This is a genomic window from Serratia sp. Je.1.23.a, from assembly GCF_051129805.1.
Classification (GTDB): domain Bacteria; phylum Pseudomonadota; class Gammaproteobacteria; order Enterobacterales; family Enterobacteriaceae; genus Serratia; species Serratia liquefaciens.
In genome coordinates this window covers 312972-330379 of record NZ_JBCPSR010000003.1, presented here as the reverse complement: position 1 = coordinate 330379, position 17408 = coordinate 312972, and the positions used below count along the sequence as shown (strand labels likewise).

At 55.6% G+C, this 17408-nt stretch carries 14 protein-coding genes, 6 tRNA genes and 1 other RNA gene; 10 read left to right on the top strand and 11 right to left on the bottom strand.

Annotation, left to right across the window (positions count from 1 at the left end):
• The first annotated feature begins 4 nt into the window (after window positions 1–4).
• Genes AAZT04_RS13825 through dhbA form a run of 3 tightly spaced genes read left to right on the top strand, consistent with a single transcriptional unit; the run spans window position 5 to window position 3249 of the window.
• A complete protein-coding gene (locus AAZT04_RS13825) occupies window positions 5–1633 on the top strand; it encodes a (2,3-dihydroxybenzoyl)adenylate synthase (RefSeq protein ID WP_129983442.1) in 1629 nt (542 codons plus the stop codon).
• Window positions 1634–1636: 3 nt separating this feature from the next.
• Window positions 1637–2491, top strand: coding sequence for an isochorismatase (locus tag AAZT04_RS13820; RefSeq protein ID WP_020827963.1), 855 nt, complete (start codon window positions 1637–1639; stop codon window positions 2489–2491).
• Window positions 2491–3249 (top strand): 2,3-dihydro-2,3-dihydroxybenzoate dehydrogenase, encoded by a 759-nt coding sequence (gene dhbA / locus AAZT04_RS13815; protein WP_046373002.1) that lies wholly within the window; start codon window positions 2491–2493, stop codon window positions 3247–3249. The genes AAZT04_RS13820 and dhbA overlap by 1 nt, the downstream gene beginning before the upstream one ends.
• 169 nt (window positions 3250–3418) lie before the next feature.
• On the opposite strand, the gene AAZT04_RS13810 is transcribed toward dhbA, so the two are convergent.
• The 5 genes from AAZT04_RS13810 to AAZT04_RS13790 form a co-directional block, all read right to left on the bottom strand.
• Window positions 3419–3544, bottom strand: a non-coding RNA gene (locus AAZT04_RS13810) — RtT sRNA.
• A gap of 73 nt (window positions 3545–3617) precedes the next feature.
• Window positions 3618–3693: transfer RNA gene (locus tag AAZT04_RS13805), tRNA-Lys, on the bottom strand.
• A 7-nt stretch (window positions 3694–3700) separates the two neighbouring features.
• Window positions 3701–3776: transfer RNA gene (locus tag AAZT04_RS13800), tRNA-Val, on the bottom strand.
• Window positions 3777–3815: 39 nt separating this feature from the next.
• A tRNA-Val gene (locus AAZT04_RS13795) sits at window positions 3816–3891 on the bottom strand.
• Between the two features lie 40 nt (window positions 3892–3931).
• Window positions 3932–4007: transfer RNA gene (locus tag AAZT04_RS13790), tRNA-Val, on the bottom strand.
• 292 nt (window positions 4008–4299) lie between these two features.
• Here AAZT04_RS13790 and gltX point away from each other — a divergent pair.
• Window positions 4300–5715, top strand: coding sequence for a glutamate--tRNA ligase (gene gltX / locus AAZT04_RS13785; protein ID WP_129983441.1), 1416 nt, complete (start codon window positions 4300–4302; stop codon window positions 5713–5715).
• Between the two features lie 65 nt (window positions 5716–5780).
• Here gltX and AAZT04_RS13780 read toward each other — a convergent pair whose 3' ends face one another.
• Window positions 5781–6566, bottom strand: a complete 786-nt coding sequence (locus AAZT04_RS13780; protein WP_020827960.1) for a formate/nitrite transporter family protein — start codon at window positions 6564–6566, stop codon at window positions 5781–5783.
• Window positions 6567–6873: 307 nt separating this feature from the next.
• Between AAZT04_RS13780 and AAZT04_RS13775 the strand changes: the two genes are divergently transcribed.
• Both AAZT04_RS13775 and AAZT04_RS13770 read left to right on the top strand, forming a co-directional pair.
• Window positions 6874–6949, top strand: a tRNA-Ala gene (locus tag AAZT04_RS13775).
• Window positions 6950–7009: 60 nt separating this feature from the next.
• Window positions 7010–7085: transfer RNA gene (locus tag AAZT04_RS13770), tRNA-Ala, on the top strand.
• Between the two features lie 155 nt (window positions 7086–7240).
• Here the strand turns inward: AAZT04_RS13770 and AAZT04_RS13765 are convergent.
• Complete coding sequence (locus AAZT04_RS13765) at window positions 7241–8428, bottom strand: NupC/NupG family nucleoside CNT transporter (RefSeq protein ID WP_020827959.1); 1188 nt, start codon at window positions 8426–8428, stop codon at window positions 7241–7243.
• 378 nt (window positions 8429–8806) lie between these two features.
• Here AAZT04_RS13765 and AAZT04_RS13760 point away from each other — a divergent pair, with 378 nt between their 5' ends.
• Window positions 8807–10039, top strand: a complete 1233-nt coding sequence (locus AAZT04_RS13760; protein ID WP_020827958.1) for an Nramp family divalent metal transporter — start codon at window positions 8807–8809, stop codon at window positions 10037–10039.
• 135 nt (window positions 10040–10174) lie between these two features.
• On the opposite strand, the gene AAZT04_RS13755 is transcribed toward AAZT04_RS13760, so the two are convergent.
• Window positions 10175–10576: a DUF2502 domain-containing protein gene (locus tag AAZT04_RS13755; protein WP_020827957.1), complete on the bottom strand. Its 402-nt coding sequence runs from the start codon at window positions 10574–10576 to the stop codon at window positions 10175–10177.
• A 230-nt stretch (window positions 10577–10806) separates the two neighbouring features.
• Window positions 10807–11796, bottom strand: coding sequence for an L-glyceraldehyde 3-phosphate reductase (gene mgrA / locus AAZT04_RS13750; protein WP_046373005.1), 990 nt, complete (start codon window positions 11794–11796; stop codon window positions 10807–10809).
• A gap of 245 nt (window positions 11797–12041) precedes the next feature.
• Between mgrA and AAZT04_RS13745 the strand changes: the two genes are divergently transcribed.
• Window positions 12042–13703 carry an alpha-keto acid decarboxylase family protein gene (locus AAZT04_RS13745; RefSeq protein ID WP_434680522.1) on the top strand — a complete coding sequence of 554 codons (1662 nt, stop codon included), beginning with the start codon at window positions 12042–12044 and terminating at the stop codon, window positions 13701–13703.
• A 5-nt stretch (window positions 13704–13708) separates the two neighbouring features.
• On the opposite strand, the gene AAZT04_RS13740 is transcribed toward AAZT04_RS13745, so the two are convergent.
• Window positions 13709–14569, bottom strand: a complete 861-nt coding sequence (locus AAZT04_RS13740) for a LysR family transcriptional regulator (RefSeq protein ID WP_020827954.1) — start codon at window positions 14567–14569, stop codon at window positions 13709–13711.
• A 157-nt stretch (window positions 14570–14726) separates the two neighbouring features.
• Between AAZT04_RS13740 and AAZT04_RS13735 the strand changes: the two genes are divergently transcribed.
• Both AAZT04_RS13735 and AAZT04_RS13730 read left to right on the top strand, forming a co-directional pair.
• Window positions 14727–15179: a multidrug/biocide efflux PACE transporter gene (locus tag AAZT04_RS13735; RefSeq protein ID WP_020827953.1), complete on the top strand. Its 453-nt coding sequence runs from the start codon at window positions 14727–14729 to the stop codon at window positions 15177–15179.
• Between the two features lie 67 nt (window positions 15180–15246).
• Window positions 15247–15939 carry an aspartate/glutamate racemase family protein gene (locus AAZT04_RS13730; protein ID WP_434680519.1) on the top strand — a complete coding sequence of 231 codons (693 nt, stop codon included), beginning with the start codon at window positions 15247–15249 and terminating at the stop codon, window positions 15937–15939.
• Here the strand turns inward: AAZT04_RS13730 and AAZT04_RS13725 are convergent.
• Complete coding sequence (locus AAZT04_RS13725) at window positions 15936–17189, bottom strand: ion channel protein (protein WP_020827951.1); 1254 nt, start codon at window positions 17187–17189, stop codon at window positions 15936–15938. The genes AAZT04_RS13730 and AAZT04_RS13725 overlap by 4 nt on opposite strands.
• Between the last annotated feature and the right edge of the window lie 219 nt (window positions 17190–17408).

Sequence of the window (17408 nt, the reverse complement as noted above, 5' to 3'; positions counted from 1 at the left end):
TTCCATGAGCATTGCTTTTACTCCCTGGCCTGAGGCATTAGCCCGTCGCTATCGCGAACGGGGATATTGGACCGACCGGCCATTGACCGACATCATCACCCGCCAGGCTAAAAATGACGCCATCGCGCTGATCGACCCGCAACGCAGCCTGAGCTATCGCCAGCTTAATCAACTCTCCGATCGGCTGGCTGCGGCCTTGCTGCGTCGGGGCATACACAGCGGCGATACCGCGCTGGTGCAGTTGGGTAACGTGGTCGAGTTCTACGTGACTTTCTTTGCGCTGTTGAAAATTGGCGTAGTGCCGGTGAATGCGCTGTTTAGCCACCAACGCAATGAGCTGAACGCCTATGCGGCGCAGATCAAACCGGCGTTGCTGATTGCCGATCGTCAGCATGGCCTGTTCGGTAACGACGAATTCCTGACGACGTTTCGCGCTGAACATCCTTCATTGCGCCTGGTCGCTTTGCGCAGTGAGGAACAGGGTGAGCAGTCGCTGGCGAGCTGGCTGGAAGAGGATTGCGGCGGTTTCGTGGCTGCGCCAACCGCGGCCGATCAGGTAGCGTTCTTCCAACTCTCCGGTGGCAGTACCGGCACGCCGAAGCTGATCCCACGTACCCACAACGACTACTACTACAGCATTCGCCGCAGCGTGGAGATTTGTCATTTTGATGACGAAACCCGTTATCTGTGCGCACTGCCGGTAGCACACAACTATCCGATGAGCTCGCCTGGCGTGTTGGGCGTGTTTTACGGTGGTGGGCTGGTGGTGTTCGCCAGCGATCCGGATGCCGGGCAATGCTTCCGTTTGATCGACCAGCATCAGATCAACGTGACGGCGCTGGTGCCGCCGGCGGTAACGCTGTGGCTGCAGGCCATTGAGGAATGGGGCGGTTGCCAGCAGTTGGCCAGCCTGAAGCTGCTGCAGGTGGGCGGTGCCAAGCTGGGGGAAACCCTGGCCGCGCGCATTCCGGCCGAAATCGGCTGTCAGCTGCAGCAGGTGTTCGGCATGGCGGAAGGCCTGGTGAACTACACCCGGCTGGATGATGACGACCAACATATTTTGACTACTCAGGGCTGCCCGATGTCGCCGGATGACGAACTTTGGGTGGCCGATGACGACGGTAATCCGCTGCCTGTCGGCGAGACCGGGCGTCTGATGACCCGTGGCCCCTATACCTTCCGCGGTTATTACCAAAGCCCGGAACATAATGCCGCCGCCTTCGATAAAGACGGTTTCTACTGCTCCGGCGACTTGATTAGCCTGACTGAAGACGGCTACGTGAAGGTTGAAGGGCGTCAGAAAGACCAAATCAACCGCGGTGGTGAGAAGATTGCCGCCGAGGAGATCGAAAACCTGCTGCTGCGTCACCCGGAAGTGATCAATGCGGCGTTGGTTTCGATGCCGGACGAGTTGATGGGCGAAAAAAGCTGCGCCTACATTATCGCCACCAGCCCATTGAAACCGGTCGTTTTGCGTCGCCATTTACGCGCCGAGGGCGTGGCCGAATTCAAATTACCCGACCGCTTTATACAGGTTGAGACGCTGCCGCTCACCCCGGTTGGCAAAGTGGATAAAAAACTGTTGCGCCAACGCCTGGAGGCGCAACAACTGACTCAGGTCCAGGGAGAATAAGTCATGGCCATTCCAAAACTTAATGATTACGCGTTGCCGACTCAGGCTGAACTGCCGACCAACAAAGTGAGCTGGACGGTGGAACCGCAGCGCGCTGCACTGTTGATCCACGACATGCAGCAGTATTTTCTGAATTTCTGGGGTGAAGACAGCCCGTTGATCAAACAGGTAGTGGAGAACATCGCCAACCTGCGCCGCTACTGCAAATCTCAGGGCATCCCGGTGTTTTACACCGCGCAGCCTAATCAGCAGAGCGATGAAGATCGGGCGTTGCTCAATGATATGTGGGGGCCTGGATTGAACAAGCACCCGGAGCAACAGGCGGTGGTCGCCGCGCTGGCGCCGGAAGAAGACGACACTGTGCTGGTGAAATGGCGTTACAGCGCCTTCCACCGTTCACCGCTGCAGGAAATTCTGCAGGAGTCAGGCCGCGATCAGCTGATCATCTGTGGTGTTTACGCCCATATCGGCTGCATGACCACGGCGATCGATGCCTTTATGCGTAACATTCAGCCGTTTATGGTTGCTGATGGTCTGGCCGACTTCTCCCGCGAAGAGCACCTGATGGCGCTGCGTTACACGGCCGGCCGCTGTGGCCGCGTGGTCACCACCGCCGAGCTGCTGCCAGGGATCACCAGCAAAGCGGCGTTGCGTCAGCAAATCATGCCTTTCCTCGACGAAGACAGCGAAGACATGGGTGACGACGAGAACCTGATCGACTACGGTCTGGATTCAGTGCGGATCATGGAGTTGGCGGCACGCTGGCGTAAGATCCGCGGCGATATCGATTTTATCGCCCTGGCCAAGAACCCGACCATTGATGGTTGGTGGGCGCTGTTGTCAGAGGGGAAAGCCTGATGAGTCAACAGGGCGATTTTGCCGGCAAACGAGTCTGGGTTACCGGCGCGGGCGCCGGGATTGGCCTGGAGACCGCATTGGCGTTTGTGCGGGCCGGTGCCGAGGTAATTGGTTTCGATAAGCATTTTGGCGAACCGGAATACGCGTTTCGCACCGAAGTGCTGGATATCGCCGACAGCGATGCGGTAGATGCCCTGTGCGGGCGTTTGCTGGTGGAGCAGGGTGAGTTGGACGTGTTGGTCAACGGCGCCGGTATTCTGCGCATGGGGCTGGCGGACGAAACCAGCACCGCAGACTGGTTGGCCTGCCTGGCGGTTAATGCCGGTGGTGCATTCAATATGTTCCGCCATGCCCTGCCGGTATTCCGTCGCCAGAGACGTGGCGCTATTGTCAGCGTGGCATCCAATGCGGCGCATGTGCCGCGTGTTGGCATGGCGGCCTATTGCGCTTCCAAAGCGGCGTTGCGTAGCCTGTGCCAAACCGTGGGGTTGGAAATGGCGCCTTATGGCGTACGTTGCAATCTGGTTTCGCCCGGCTCGACCAATACCCCGATGCAGCGCGGCATGTGGCAGGACGAAACGGGGGAACAGAACACCATCAACGGTTTCCCGGAACAGTTCAAACTGGGTATTCCGCTGGGTAAAATTGCCCAGCCGCAGGAAATCGCCGATGCTATTTTGTTCCTGGCTTCCGACCGCGCCAGCCATATCACCATGCAGGATATCGTGATTGACGGCGGGGCGACGCTGGCGGCCTGATAATCCGCTCGACAACGCCAGGATAGCCCAAGGGCGCTGCTTGCAGCGCCTTTTCTATTGGCGGCGCAGGGGCATTATTATTTTCAGGGGCAGGGCGGACGTGGTGAGGCTTATAGAGATTATCAGGGCGCAGATGCGAAAAAAGCGCCTAAAGGCGCTTTTTCTGTATTGGTGGGTCGTGCAGGATTGACTCGGCCTTGGGCCTCGCCCTGCGGGCAACGCTGTGCGTTGTCGTCTCGCTTCGCTCGGCTCGAACCTGAACGCAGGTTCTCATCCAGCACGATACGGCGGAGTATGTGATCAAGGAGTTTGCGGGAATAAGGTAGCGCAGATGCGAAAAAAGCGCCAAAAGGCGCTTTTTTCTGTATTGGTGGGTCGTGCAGGATTCGAACCTGCGACCAATTGATTAAAAGTCAACTGCTCTACCAACTGAGCTAACGACCCGCAGAAGTGGTGGGTGATGACGGGCTCGAACCGCCGACCCCCTCCGTGTAAAGGAGATGCTCTACCAACTGAGCTAATCACCCACTTCAGGACTTCCAGGTACTGCTAAACAAGAGAATGAGTGGTGGGTGATGACGGGCTCGAACCGCCGACCCCCTCCGTGTAAAGGAGATGCTCTACCAACTGAGCTAATCACCCTCATTCTTCTCATTTCTTACTGCTTTACTGCTCAACAAGATGGTGGGCGATGACGGGCTCGAACCGCCGACCCCCTCCGTGTAAAGGAGATGCTCTACCAACTGAGCTAATCGCCCCGTCTTGTTGGAGTCGCATTATAGGGATAGTTGAAAGTGAGTCAACGGTTTTTAAAATGATTTCAATCGTTCGCCGCAAATTTAAACAGGATGCGATATTTATCGCCAGCAATGCTGATTCTTTGCACATTGTTATGCGAAAAGCGCCGCAGAGATGATGAAAGCTGATGCAGCAATATCGTGTCAGCGTTGAGGAATTAGCGCGTGGTGATACAATGTCGGCCACTTTTTTAAATTCCGAGCAATCGTCGGCAACCGCTGACATGCGTTGCGTAATAAGGCAGTGAACCCAATGAAAATCAAAACCCGTTTTGCACCGAGCCCAACCGGCTATCTTCACGTCGGTGGCGCCCGTACTGCGCTTTACTCCTGGCTATTCACTCGCCATGCGGGCGGTGAGTTCGTTCTGCGTATCGAAGATACCGATTTGGAACGCTCGACCCAGGATGCTATCGACGCAATTATGGATGGCATGAACTGGTTAAACCTGGATTGGGACGAAGGCCCGTACTTCCAGACCAAGCGTTTTGACCGTTATAACGCGGTGATTGACGACATGCTGGTGCAGGGAACTGCTTATAAATGCTATTGCTCGAAGGAACGTCTGGAAGCGCTGCGTGAAAAGCAGATGGAAAACGGTGAAAAACCGCGTTACGACGGCCACTGCCGCGACAGCCAATGCAGCCACACCGACGACGAGCCGCACGTGGTGCGTTTCCGTAACCCACAGGAAGGCTCGGTAATCTTCGATGACAAGATCCGTGGTCCGATCGAATTCAGCAACCAGGAACTGGACGATCTGATCATTCGTCGTACCGACGGTGCGCCGACCTATAACTTCTGCGTGGTGATCGACGACTGGGATATGGAGATCACCCACGTGATCCGCGGTGAAGACCACATCAACAACACCCCGCGCCAGATCAACATCCTGAAAGCGCTGGGCGCACCGGTACCGGAATACGCCCACGTTTCGATGATCCTCGGTGACGACGGTAAAAAGCTGTCTAAACGTCACGGTGCCGTGGGCGTGATGCAGTATCGCGATGACGGCTATCTGCCGCAGGCGTTGCTGAACTATTTGGTGCGTCTGGGTTGGTCACATGGCGATCAGGAAATCTTCTCTATTGATGAGATGAAAGAGTTCTTCTCGCTGGAAGCGATCAACAAATCCGCCAGCGCCTTCAATACCGAAAAGCTGCAGTGGCTGAACCATCATTACATTAACCATATGCCGGCCGAAGAAGTTGCCGTGTATCTGGCGTGGCACGTGGAGCAACTGGGCATTGAAACCCGCAACGGTCCAGAGCTGAAAGATATCGTTAAGCTGCTGGGTGAGCGCTGCAAAACGTTGAAGGAAATGGCCGAGTCTTGCCGTTACTTCTACGAAGACTTCAGCGAGTTCGACGCTGACGCTGCGAAAAAACACCTGCGCCCGGTTGCACGTCAGCCGCTGGAAGCGGTACGCGCCAAATTGGCGGCCATTACCGCCTGGACGCCGGAAAACGTGCATGACGCCATTCAGGGCACGGCTGATGAGCTGGGCGTCGGTATGGGCAAGGTAGGTATGCCGCTGCGCGTAGCGGTCACCGGTGCCGGTCAGTCACCAGGCATGGATGTGACCGTGCATGCCATCGGTCAGGCACGTTCTTTACAGCGTATCGATCTGGCATTGGCTTATATCGCCGGGCGTGAAGCTCAGGCCTGATAGTTTCTGAGCTCATAATGAAAAGCCCCGTGGAGCAATCCCGGGGCTTTTTTTGTCGCTGTCGATCAGGCCTGTTCAGCGGCCGGCACGGTGGGGCGGTAGGCGAGGAAGTACATCAGGCCTACGAAACCGGCGCCGCCCAGCGCGTTACCGAGAAACACGGCCGTGAAGTTGGGCAGGTATTGGCTCCAACTTAAACCACCGGCAAAAATGGCCGCCGGGATAATAAACATGTTCGCCACCACGTGCTGGAAGCCGATGGCGACAAACGCCATCACCGGGAACCACATGCCAATCACTTTGCCCGGCACATCCTTGCTGGCAAAGGCCAGCCACACCGCCAGGCACACCAACCAATTGCAGCCTACGCCGGATATAAAAGCGTGCAGGAAGTCGGCATCTACCTTGGCTTGTGCAATGGACAGGGTTTTGTGCAGGAAGGCGCCTTCGGTCAAGCCAAGCAGGTGGCCAAAGAAATAGGCGACGGCCAGGCTACCGGCGAAGTTGGCCAGGGTGACCCAGAACCAGTTGCGCACGACAGCAAGCAGCGAAATTTGGCGAGCAAACCAGGCTATCGGCAAGGTCATCATATTACCGGTCAGCAGCTCGCCGCCAGCCAGAATCGTCAGGATAAGCCCTATCGGGAAGACGGCAGCGCCCAGCAATGCGCCGAAGGAGCCCCATTCGGCCGGCAGGGTGCCGATCACGTGGATATCCAACAGGAAGCCGGTCGCGATAAAGGCACCGGCGAGAAAGCCCAGAATGAGCAGGTTGGCGAGCGACGCCCGGCTTTTGTTTACGCCGGCCTGAATGGCTAACGCAGCGATTTCTTTTGGTGAATGCAACGACATAACTGACTCGGTTTATTGTTGTGGGATTTAAGACGCGGGGAAGTCTATGCCTGTGGGCGAGATGACTCAAGGGTATTTCGCTAACATTCCGTTAATTAAAAATCAACACAATGGATAAGGTTTTTTGTTTTTTGTGAAGTCAGGCGACGATGGCTGATTTTTGTCCGTCATGGCGATTTTTTAGCGTGAAAAGCGCTGATTTGGCGGCTTTTTCAGCGCTTGATCGACTAATTCAATTTAGCCGTTGACAGTTTTTCAGGGGTTTCATATTATGCGCCCCGTTCACAGGATTTCGTGATTGTGGATTGGGGCTATAGCTCAGCTGGGAGAGCGCTTGCATGGCATGCAAGAGGTCGACGGTTCGATCCCGTCTAGCTCCACCAACCTTTATCTCAGAAGGGTTGGGGAATACCGTAACGCCGGTTAAAGCGTACCACTTTTGTGGGGCTATAGCTCAGCTGGGAGAGCGCTTGCATGGCATGCAAGAGGTCGACGGTTCGATCCCGTCTAGCTCCACCACCATTTAAAAAGCCGACCTTAGGGTCGGCTTTTTGCTTTCTGTCTTTTCCCATATTGAATCACCGTAACGCCTCCTGTTATGTCAGCAGTTACAGAAGAATCGCAGGCAATAAAAAAGGCCGCCGAAGCGACCTTTACATGACTGGCTTTTAAGCTTAGCCCAGAACCAGGCCTGCGATCGACGCAGACAGGATGCTGACCAGCGTAGAACCGTAAACCAGCTTCAGACCAAAGCGGGAAACCACGTTGCCCTGGTGCTCGTTCAGCCCTTTAATCGCACCGGCTACGATGCCGATGGAAGAGAAGTTGGCGAAGGAAACCAGGAACACTGACAGGATACCCAGGCTGCGCGGAGAGAGTTCAGCAGAAACCTTCTGCAGCTCCATCATCGCCACGAATTCGTTGGAAACCAGCTTGGTCGCCATGATGCTGCCAACCTGCAACGCTTCGTGCTTAGGAATACCCATAATCCAGGCGAATGGATAGAAGAAGTAGCCCAGGATTTCCTGGAAGCTCAGGCCGAAGATGGCGCTGAACAGGCCGTTGAGCGCGGCGATCAGGGCAATAAAGCCGATCAGCATCGCAGCAACGATAATCGCGACTTTGAAACCCGCCAGGATGTATTCGCCCAGCATTTCGAAGAAGCTCTGGCCTTCGTGCAGGTTGCCCAGATGCAGCTCTTCTTCTTTACTGGTGTCATACGGGTTGACCAATGACAGCACGATAAAGGTGCTGAACATGTTCAGTACCAGCGCCGCCACCACAAACTTGGCGTCCAGCATGGTCATGTAAGCGCCGACGATGGACATGGAAACCGTGGACATCGCGGTTGCCGCCATGGTGTACATGCGCTTTTCTGACATCTTGCCCAGAATATCTTTATAGGCGATGAAGTTTTCAGACTGGCCCAGGATCAGCGAGCTGACGGCGTTGAAGGACTCCAGCTTGCCCATACCGTTTACTTTTGACAGCACGGTACCAATAATGCGGATGATAAACGGCAGTACTTTAATGTATTGCAGAATACCGATCAGCGCAGAGATAAAGACGATTGGGCACAGTACCTTCAGGAAGAAGAAGGCCAGACCTTTGTCGCCCATACCGCCGAATACAAAATCAGTCCCTTGCCCAGCAAACCCGAGCAACTTGTCAAACAGCGCGGCAAATCCTTTTACAAAGCCTAAACCCGCTTCCGAATGCAGGAAAAAATAGGCCAGCAGTACTTCAATAACCAACAGTTGAATAACATAGCGAATGCGGATGCTTTTACGATCGCGACACACTAAAAGTGCCAGGATCGCGACGACCACTAACGCCAACGCAAAGTGCGCAATATGGGACATGTTTGCTCCAAACTTGAGGCAGGCTGAATTTCGGATGTCATTTTATGTAACGCCACGTTTAAAAACGAGAGCTCTATTGCAAATATGGAAAATCATAGGGGGAAACATCTTAAACTTGTACGGTAAAGCATAAAAAATCAAGAGGTTAATCAATCCATATGAAATTCATATTCTTGCGCTAAATGGATCATCCAAAGGATTTTTCCCAGGAAAGAACTTCGTTCAGTGCGGTAAATGTTCACTTACCCGCCAAACCTTTCGTTAAACCCGTGGTTATTTTCTATCGCAGAGATAAGCATTACCGCCCTAAATGCACTTGATAATTATTATCATTTACATAAGATAACCACAGGCTTAATAGAAGTAAGGGTTCAGAACATGCTGAACAGTGATGTGGTTGAAACCACCAGTCGCCCTGCCAGGAAGATCAAACTTTCCTTGATGGGCCCCGCATTCATAGCGGCTATCGGCTATATCGATCCCGGTAATTTTGCCACCAACATCCAGGCAGGCGCTTCCTTTGGCTACACCCTGTTGTGGGTGGTGGTGTGGGCCAACGTCATGGCGATGTTGATCCAGCTGTTGTCCGCAAAACTCGGTATTGCCACCGGTAAAAATCTGGCAGAGCACATTCGCGATCGTTTCCCGCGTCCGGCGGTTTGGGCCTATTGGGTTCAGGCGGAAATCATTGCCATGGCCACAGATTTGGCCGAGTTTATTGGTGCAGCGATTGGCTTCAAACTGCTGCTGGGCGTCACGCTGTTGGAAGGGGCGATCCTGACCGGTATCGCCACGTTCCTTATCCTGATGCTGCAAAAACGCGGGCAGAAACCGCTGGAAATGGTGATCGGCGGTTTGCTGCTGTTTGTTGCCGCAGCTTATATGGTGGAATTGGTATTTTCACAACCGCAGTTGGAGCCTTTGTTGAAAGGCATGGCGATACCGGACCTGCCGAACGGCGACGCGGTATTTTTGGCTGCCGGGGTGCTCGGCGCGACCATCATGCCGCACGTGATTTATCTGCATTCGTCATTAACCCAGACCGGCGGTGAGCATTCAAAAGCCGATCGCTACGCGGCCACCAAGTTTGACGTCGCCATTGCCATGACCATAGCCGGTTTTGTTAACCTGGCGATGATGGCTACCGCCGCTGCGGCCTTCCATTTTAACGGCCACAGCGGCATTGCCGATCTCGATCAGGCTTATCTGACGCTGCAGCCGCTATTGGGCCAGGCGGCAGCGACCATCTTCGGACTGAGTCTGGTCGCTGCCGGATTATCTTCCACCGTGGTGGGGACGCTGGCAGGGCAGGTTGTGATGCAGGGATTTGTACACTTTTATATTCCGCTGTGGGTGCGCCGGGTGGTCACCATGCTGCCGTCGTTTATCGTCATTATGATGGGCATGGACGCTACGCGTATTCTGGTACTGAGCCAGGTGCTGCTGAGTTTCGGTATTGCGCTGGCGCTGGTGCCGCTGTTGTCGTTCACCGGCAACCGCGAGCTGATGGGGGAGATGGTCAACAGCCGCAGCATACAGGCGATAGGGAAAGTGATCGTGCTGGTGGTGGTTGGGCTGAACGGCTACCTGCTGGTCAGCAGCCTTCTCTGAGCGGATACCAAACGAAGGGCCAACATTGAGTCTAATGCGGTTCACTAAAGCTCAATATCAGCGGAAACCCGGGTCGCCCCGGGTATCTCGATCTGTTAAATGAGGGAGATTAGGCGGGCTGACGGCCTTTGGCCGTCAATCATCGTGGTCATGGTGGCGATGATCGCGATCGTCATGACGTCGGCCTTTCCCGTGATGCTTCTCATGGTGCTTATAATAGTGCTTATCGTATTTACGATAGCGCCCCTCATGATAGTAATAATTCTTGCGCCAGTAATTGTTGTCGCGCCAGCGATAACCATCCCAGTTGTAGCCCCGACGATTGCGTTCACCCAGGTACCGACCCTGATGGCCCTGCCACCAGTCGCGGTCGCGCCAGTCATAACCGTCCCAGTAACGGCCGCGATTGTCTTGCTCACCGATACGTAACGAGACGCCCGGCATCAGATCGATACTCAGCCCTTCCGCCTGCGCTGGCTGGATGGCAGGCAGCGTTGACACCACCAACAGAGCGGCCAATAACAGAGGTTTAAACATGAATGCTCCTTTCCGCCGTAGCGGCTTGGCCGGTTTTACAATTAATGAAGCGCGTTCATCAGTTTATAAAACAGCCTTATAGTTTTACCTGCAATATCGGCATATTAGCCTTTGTGGATAGGGTTGAATCTTAGCGGCATTCTTAAAAACGGGGCAGGGAGAGTGATTTAAGATTTGTCTGGCGCGGCAGGCGTTATCGCCGGCGATAAACCGGCGATAATTGTAAGCGATTACATTAATATTTGCTCGATCTGCTTAATTTCATCATCGCTAAAGGTGCGGTTAGCCAACATGCCTACGGCGTCTTCAATTTGGCTGGTCTTGCTGGCGCCAATCAGTGCCGAAGTGACGCGATCGCCACGCAATACCCAGGCCAGCGCCATTTGCGACAGCTTCTGTCCGCGCTGCTGCGCCAGTGCATTAAGTCGGCGAATTTTTCCCAGTTTATCCTCGGTGAGCTGATCGGGCTGCAGGAACTGGCTGCCGCTGGCAGCGCGTGAGTCCTGGGGAATGCCCTGCAGATAACGATCGGTCAACAGGCCGCCGGCCAGCGGTGAGAAGGCGATAGAACCCACGCCGTGTTCTTCCAGCGTATCCAACAATTCTGGCTCCACCCAACGTTCGAACATGGAGTATTTCGGCTGATGGATCACGCAGGGCGTGCCGAGCTGCTGCAGAATGCTGAACGCCTGGCGCGCACGATCGGCAGGGTAGTTGGACAACCCGACGTAAAGCGCCTTGCCCTGTCGTACCAGCAAATCCAGGGCGGCCATGGTTTCTTCCAGCGGCGTATCCGGATCCGGACGATGGTGATAGAAGATGTCTACGTATTCCAGCCCCATGCGCTGCAGGCTTTGATTCAGGCTGGCGACCAGGTACTTTTTCGAGCCCCAATCACCATAAGGCCCGGGCCACATGGTGTAACCGGCCTTTGACGAGATGATCAGTTCATCGCGCCAGGACTTCAAATCCGCCTTGAGAATGCGACCGAAGTTTTCCTCGGCGGAGCCGGGCGGCGGGCCATAATTGTTGGCCAGATCGAAATGGGTAATGCCGAGATCAAACGCGCAGTGGATCAGCTTGCGAGCGTTGTCATACAGCGTGACGTCACCAAAGTTATGCCATAAGCCAAGTGAAATGGCCGGGAGCTTTAGCCCGCTGCGGCCGCAGCGACGGTATTCCATACTTTGATAACGTGAAGAATCAGCCTGGTAGAGCATACGAACCCTTTTCAGCGGAGGTGAAATGAATTTTAGTGTATGCGCTTTCACCGCATTTGTCAGAGGCTGCGATCACGCTAAACAGCCTGTATATCAACATGGCTTATCAGAGCGGCCCAATGCCAGCCAATGGGGCAGGGATGTAACGCAGGGTTTCCAGTTACCTTTCAGACATAAAGTTCGAAATTTATACAACATCTTCGATACTTAATACTGAAAATCCTAACCCTTGGCAGGTGATGATCATGAATAAGAACTATACGGTGGCTGATTACCTACTCGATCGTTTAGCTCAGATCGGCATCCGGCACTTCTTTGGCGTGCCTGGTGACTATAACCTGCAGTTTCTTGATCACGTGATCGATCACTCACAAATCACCTGGGTAGGGTGCGCCAATGAACTTAATGCCGCCTATGCTGCTGACGGTTACGCGCGCTGTAAACCAGCCGCTGCCTTGTTGACGACTTTTGGCGTAGGTGAATTGAGCGCGGTCAACGGTATTGCCGGCAGCTATGCCGAATACCTGCCGGTGATCCACGTGGTGGGCGCACCGGCTCTGCGTGCGCAACGGGCTGGTGAATTGTTGCATCACTCCCTGGGCGACGGGGATTTTGGTCACTTCGCCCGCATGGCGAAAGAGGTGACCGTGGCTCAGGCCAGCCTCACCGCCGATAACGCCGAAGGGGAAATAGATCGCCTGCTGACTACCGCGCTGTTCGAGCGTCGTCCGGTCTATCTGCTGCTGCCGAGCGACGTAGCTGAAGCGCCGCTGGTGTCAAAGCCTGCCCCATTAATGCTGCGACAGGCCAATCTTTCACCGGCATCACTGCAGGGCTTTATCGCCGCCGCACGGGAGTTGCTGTTACCGGCACGGCGGGTTTCTCTGCTGGCCGATTTCCTGGCCGAACGCTTCGGTGCTGAAAAGGTGCTGGAGCAGTGGATGAATGAGGTGGATATGCCGCATTCAACCTTGCTGCTTGGCAAGAGCGTATTGGACGAAACTCATGCCTGTTTCACCGGGACCTACGTCGGTGCGGCTAGCGAGCCACAGGTAAAACAGTTGATTGAGAACGCCGACGTGATCATTAATGTTGGTGTACGTTTTACCGATACCATTACCGCCGGATTCAGTCAGCACCTTCCTGCCGAGAAATGTATTGATCTTCAGCCCTTTGAAGCGCGTGTGGGGCAGCAGGTATTCAGTCAAATCCCGATGCGTGACGCGGTTATCGCGTTACACCAGTTAACGTTGTCGCTGACCAACCAATGGCAACGGTCAGAGATTAAACGTTCAGCGTTGCCGGATCCGAACGGCAGCGGTCTGGATCAGCACGGTTTTTGGCAACAGGTACAGGGCTTTTTGCGGCCGGGCGATATCCTGCTCGCCGAGCAGGGGTCCGCCTGTTTTGGCGCGGCATCGCTAAGCTTGCCACAAGGCTGCCGCTTCATCGTCCAGTCGCTGTGGGGATCTATCGGTTACACACTGCCGGCGGCGTTCGGTGCACAGACGGCGGAGCCGGAGCGGCGAGTGGTGCTGCTGATCGGCGACGGTTCAGCACAGCTGACGGTGCAGGAATTGGGATCGATGTTGCGCGATGGGCTGAAGCCGGTGATCTTCCTGCTGAATAATGACGGATACACCATTGAACGGGCAATCCACGGCCCGAACCAGCGTTATAACGACATCGCTCATTGGAACTGGACCCAACTGCCGCAGGCGTTAGGTGCTGAACGCCAAGTGAAAGCGTTACGCGTTAGCGAACCGGAACAGCTGCGCCAGGCGCTGAGCGAAGTGGCCGACAGCCCACAGCTGGCCTTTGTCGAAGTGGTGCTGCCGAAGATGGACATTCCCGAACTGCTGCAAACGATCTCAAGTGCCCTTCAGTCACGTAACGCGGCGGCCTGAACCTGTTAGCTTTCCAAAAGCCGCTCCAGCATCCAGTACCCCGCCGGTCCCGGCGGGGTCAGCTTAGACCAAACCGCATCCACCGATATCAGCTTGGGCCAGCCGCGCGGACGCAGTTCGGTGAGCCTGTTGTGACCGTATTGCTGCACCAGCCAGCGGGGCAGTACCGCCCAGCCAAACCCTTGTTCCGCCATTTCCAGCAACAGCAGATAGCTGGGGGCTGACCATACCAGCCCGCCAGAGCGGGCGGTTTCGGCACCGGTATAGGTGTTCAGGATAAGTTGCCGCGTGCTGGACAGTTGTTCAGGCGTGGGCGAGGCAGTTTGCGCCATCGGGTGCGAATGTGCGACGAACAGCCCCATTTCGGTTTGCTCCGGCAGTCGGGCAAAGGCGATGTCTGGCGGATACTGTTTTTGCACCTCAACCATGCCCAGGTGCGCGCGACCGATTTGCAGCAGGTCAATCACGTCACCTTCTTCAGCGATCATCCACTCCAGTTCGATATCCTGATAACGCTGCTCGAACTGCTGCATCAGCCGGTCATGGTGTTTCGGCTGATAGGTATCGGAAAACACTACGCTTAAGCGCGGCTCTATATTGTCCGCCAGCCGAATGCTCAGGGCATCCAACCGTTCGCTGGCCGCAAGAATTTCCTGTACATGGCCCAGCACTTTCCGCCCAGCGGCTGTCAGTACCGGCTGGCGTGCCTGGCGATCGAACAGGATCAAACCCAGATCGGCCTCAAGGTTGGCGATGGCGGTACTGATGGTCGACTGGCTTTTACGCAGCTTACGGGCCGCGGCGGAAAAAGAGCCCAGGGCGGCGGCTTCAACGAAGGCCAGCAAAGCTTCGGGGGAGTAACGCATGATGTATCTACTTTATAGATGGAACCTATCTTTAATCTACTCAAAAACTCGATGATAATCACCTGGTTTTCATAGGAGGCGAATAAATTCGCTCCTGGTAACACGGGCGCGGCTTGCAGCGCCCCTACAAATTTATAAGGTAAAAAACAGGTGATGTATGCAACTGCAAAACAAGTCTTTCATTGAACGTATCGTCCACGCCGTCGGTTTTGAGGCTATCGCAGTGATGATTTGCGCCCCGCTGGGCGCCTGGCTGCTCAACCGTTCGATGGTGCAGATCGGTGCGTTGGCGGTGATGTTATCCACCGTCGCCATGGTTTGGAACATGGTTTATAACACGGTATTTGACCGCCTGTGGCCGGTGAGCCGTGTGGCACGTAATCTTAAAGTGCGGGTGTTTCACGCGCTGGGCTTTGAGGCCGGTTTTGTGCTGATCGGCGTGCCGATTGCCGCCTGGATGCTGAGCATTTCTTTCGTTCAGGCCTTTATGCTGGAGATCGGTTTCTTCCTGTTCTTCCTGCCGTACACCATGCTCTATAACTGGGTGTACGACACGCTGCGTCAGCGCTGGTTCGAGGCGCGCCAGCCGGTGAATTCCGGCGCGAAATAAGCCGTCGTATCCGCCGTGATTCTGAGGTAATGTCGAAGAATTACGGCGATGAAAACGAGGAGCAATGATGAAAGTGCTGGGACTGCTGGGCGGTATGAGCTGGGAATCGACCATTCCTTATTACCGCACGATCAATGAACAGGTTAAGCAACGGCTGGGCGGTCTGCATTCCGCTAAAATCGTGCTCTACAGCGTCGACTTTCACGAGGTGGAACGCCTGCAGCATCAGGGCGACTGGGCCGGTGCCGGGCGCTTGTTGGCTGATGCGGCGACCTCATTACGCGCCGCCGGTGCGCAGGCCATTGTCATTTGCACCAACACCATGCACAAGGTGGCGGATGCGGTCGAGCAGGCCAGCGGTTTACCGCTGATCCACATCGCTGACGCCACTGCGCTGCAGGTGCGCCAACAGGATATTCGTCGCGTTGGGCTGCTCGGTACGCGCTTTACCATGGAGCAGGAGTTCTACCGTGGGCGACTGCAGGAAAAGCACGGTATCGAGGTGGTCACTCCCGTAGCCGCCGATCGTGACATTGTGCACCGCATTATTTATGAAGAACTGTGCCTGGGTAAAATCCGCGATGCGTCGCGTGACGAGTATCGTCGCATTATCGGTGATCTGGAGCAGCAGGGGGCTCAGGGCATTATTTTCGGCTGTACCGAAATTGGCCTGCTGGTCAGCGCGCAAGATGCGTCAGTGCCGGTATTCGACACCACCGACATCCATGCGCGCGCCGCAGCGGAATTCGCGCTGGCTTAATCTTCGCGCGGGGGAAGCTGTTTGCCCTTGCCTACCAGCATTAGCGGTTTGCCCGCCAGCACCAGCCAGGCGGGCAGCATCACGATGCACAGCACCGGCAGCAGATGCAGCTCCGGCACCACCGCAACGGCCATAAACAGGCTGAGCCAGCCGTCACGCGTGACCACCAGTACCAACCCCATAATGGCGCAGGAAACGGTAATGGCTGCCGGCACGGCCGGCACGTGCTGATGCAGCATCAGCCCCAAGGCTACGCCGACAAACACCGCTGGGAAGATGCGCCCGCCGCGAAAGCCACTGGCAGCGGCAATCACCAGCGCCGCCAGTTTAGTCAGCGTAATCAGCATCAGTTCCGTGACGGAGAAATTCTCACCGATGGCTAACTGCTTCATTTCGTCCAGCCCTTTGAACAGCGTGATTTCACCGCCGATCAGCGCCAGCAGGCCGAGCACAAAGCCGCCTAACCCCAGCATCAGCACCGGATTCTTAATCGAATGAAATAGGCGATGAATGTGCGGAAAACTCCACACGGCTACCATACCCAGCGCGATGGCGATCAGGGCGACTATCGAGCCGCTGAAAATATCTGCCAGCCGGGTCGCGGCATAGGCATCAATTTGCAGTGAGAAATTCGGGGTGAAAAATAGCTGGGTGGTGACCGCTCCCGCCGCTGCCGCCATCAGCGGGGCAAATAGCCTGTCCCACAAGGGAACGTCATTATTGCCCGCCAGGGTTTGCGAAAAGATCAGCGCCGCGGCGACCGGGGTGCCAAACAGCGCGCCGATGGTGCCGGCCGCCGCGAGAATAATCCAGTCCATACGCGGCACTTTCGGCAGCAAACGCGAACCTGCCGCCACCACCAGCGCAATATTGATGGCGGTGATCGGATTTTCCGGCCCCAAACTGACGCCGCCCGCCAGGCCAATAATCAACGCCAGCCCCAGCCCAGGCACCGCAGAAAGCGGCAACGGCATACCGATCAAAGACTCGGTCGCCGGATCCGGCCCTGCATGGCCGGGGAGAAAACGGATAATCAGCCCGACGGCGACGCCGGTGAGCGTTAACATGCCCACCAGCCACCAGGGGGAGTGAGTGTCGATATTCAACGCTGCGGGAACATTGACCCAGAGCAGCCGTTGCAGGGCCTCGGCGAACTTCATCACCAGAATGAGCACCAAACTTGAGGCAGAACCGATAATGAGAGCAGGCAGAGCGAAGGCCAACATGGCATTGGCGCGCGGGTGCAACATGCGGGGATCCCTTGTCAATGGCCCTCTGGCTGGCAGGGCGAACGGGTGATTGGGTTATAGCGCTAGCTTGCCAGACAATCGACACGCTGGCACGCAAAGAAATTTCCGGCTGGGCCAGGTCCACAGCGGAGTAATAGTGCCTACGAGTTATGACGGTTAACAGCCACTGCGCGACGTTTTTTGCCGCAATTTGTTTCAAATCGCCTTGAAGCCGTCAGG

Bases quoted from the DNA above. Each gene is read 5' to 3' on its own strand.
- gltX (WP_129983441.1), top strand. From the start codon at position 4,300: ATGAAAATCAAAACCCGTTTTGCACCGAGCCCAACCGGCTATCTTCAC.
- AAZT04_RS13725 (WP_020827951.1), bottom strand. From the start codon at position 17,189: ATGTTGCACCCGCGCGCCAATGCCATGTTGGCCTTCGCTCTGCCTGCT.
- AAZT04_RS13780 (WP_020827960.1), bottom strand. From the start codon at position 6,566: ATGTCGTTGCATTCACCAAAAGAAATCGCTGCGTTAGCCATTCAGGCC.
- AAZT04_RS13820 (WP_020827963.1), top strand. From the start codon at position 1,637: ATGGCCATTCCAAAACTTAATGATTACGCGTTGCCGACTCAGGCTGAA.
- dhbA (WP_046373002.1), top strand. From the start codon at position 2,491: ATGAGTCAACAGGGCGATTTTGCCGGCAAACGAGTCTGGGTTACCGGC.
- AAZT04_RS13730 (WP_434680519.1), top strand. From the start codon at position 15,247: ATGAAAGTGCTGGGACTGCTGGGCGGTATGAGCTGGGAATCGACCATT.
- AAZT04_RS13740 (WP_020827954.1), bottom strand. From the start codon at position 14,569: ATGCGTTACTCCCCCGAAGCTTTGCTGGCCTTCGTTGAAGCCGCCGCC.
- AAZT04_RS13825 (WP_129983442.1), top strand. From the start codon at position 5: ATGAGCATTGCTTTTACTCCCTGGCCTGAGGCATTAGCCCGTCGCTAT.
- AAZT04_RS13745 (WP_434680522.1), top strand. From the start codon at position 12,042: ATGAATAAGAACTATACGGTGGCTGATTACCTACTCGATCGTTTAGCT.
- AAZT04_RS13765 (WP_020827959.1), bottom strand. From the start codon at position 8,428: ATGTCCCATATTGCGCACTTTGCGTTGGCGTTAGTGGTCGTCGCGATC.
- mgrA (WP_046373005.1), bottom strand. From the start codon at position 11,796: ATGCTCTACCAGGCTGATTCTTCACGTTATCAAAGTATGGAATACCGT.
- AAZT04_RS13760 (WP_020827958.1), top strand. From the start codon at position 8,807: ATGCTGAACAGTGATGTGGTTGAAACCACCAGTCGCCCTGCCAGGAAG.
- AAZT04_RS13755 (WP_020827957.1), bottom strand. From the start codon at position 10,576: ATGTTTAAACCTCTGTTATTGGCCGCTCTGTTGGTGGTGTCAACGCTG.
- AAZT04_RS13735 (WP_020827953.1), top strand. From the start codon at position 14,727: ATGCAACTGCAAAACAAGTCTTTCATTGAACGTATCGTCCACGCCGTC.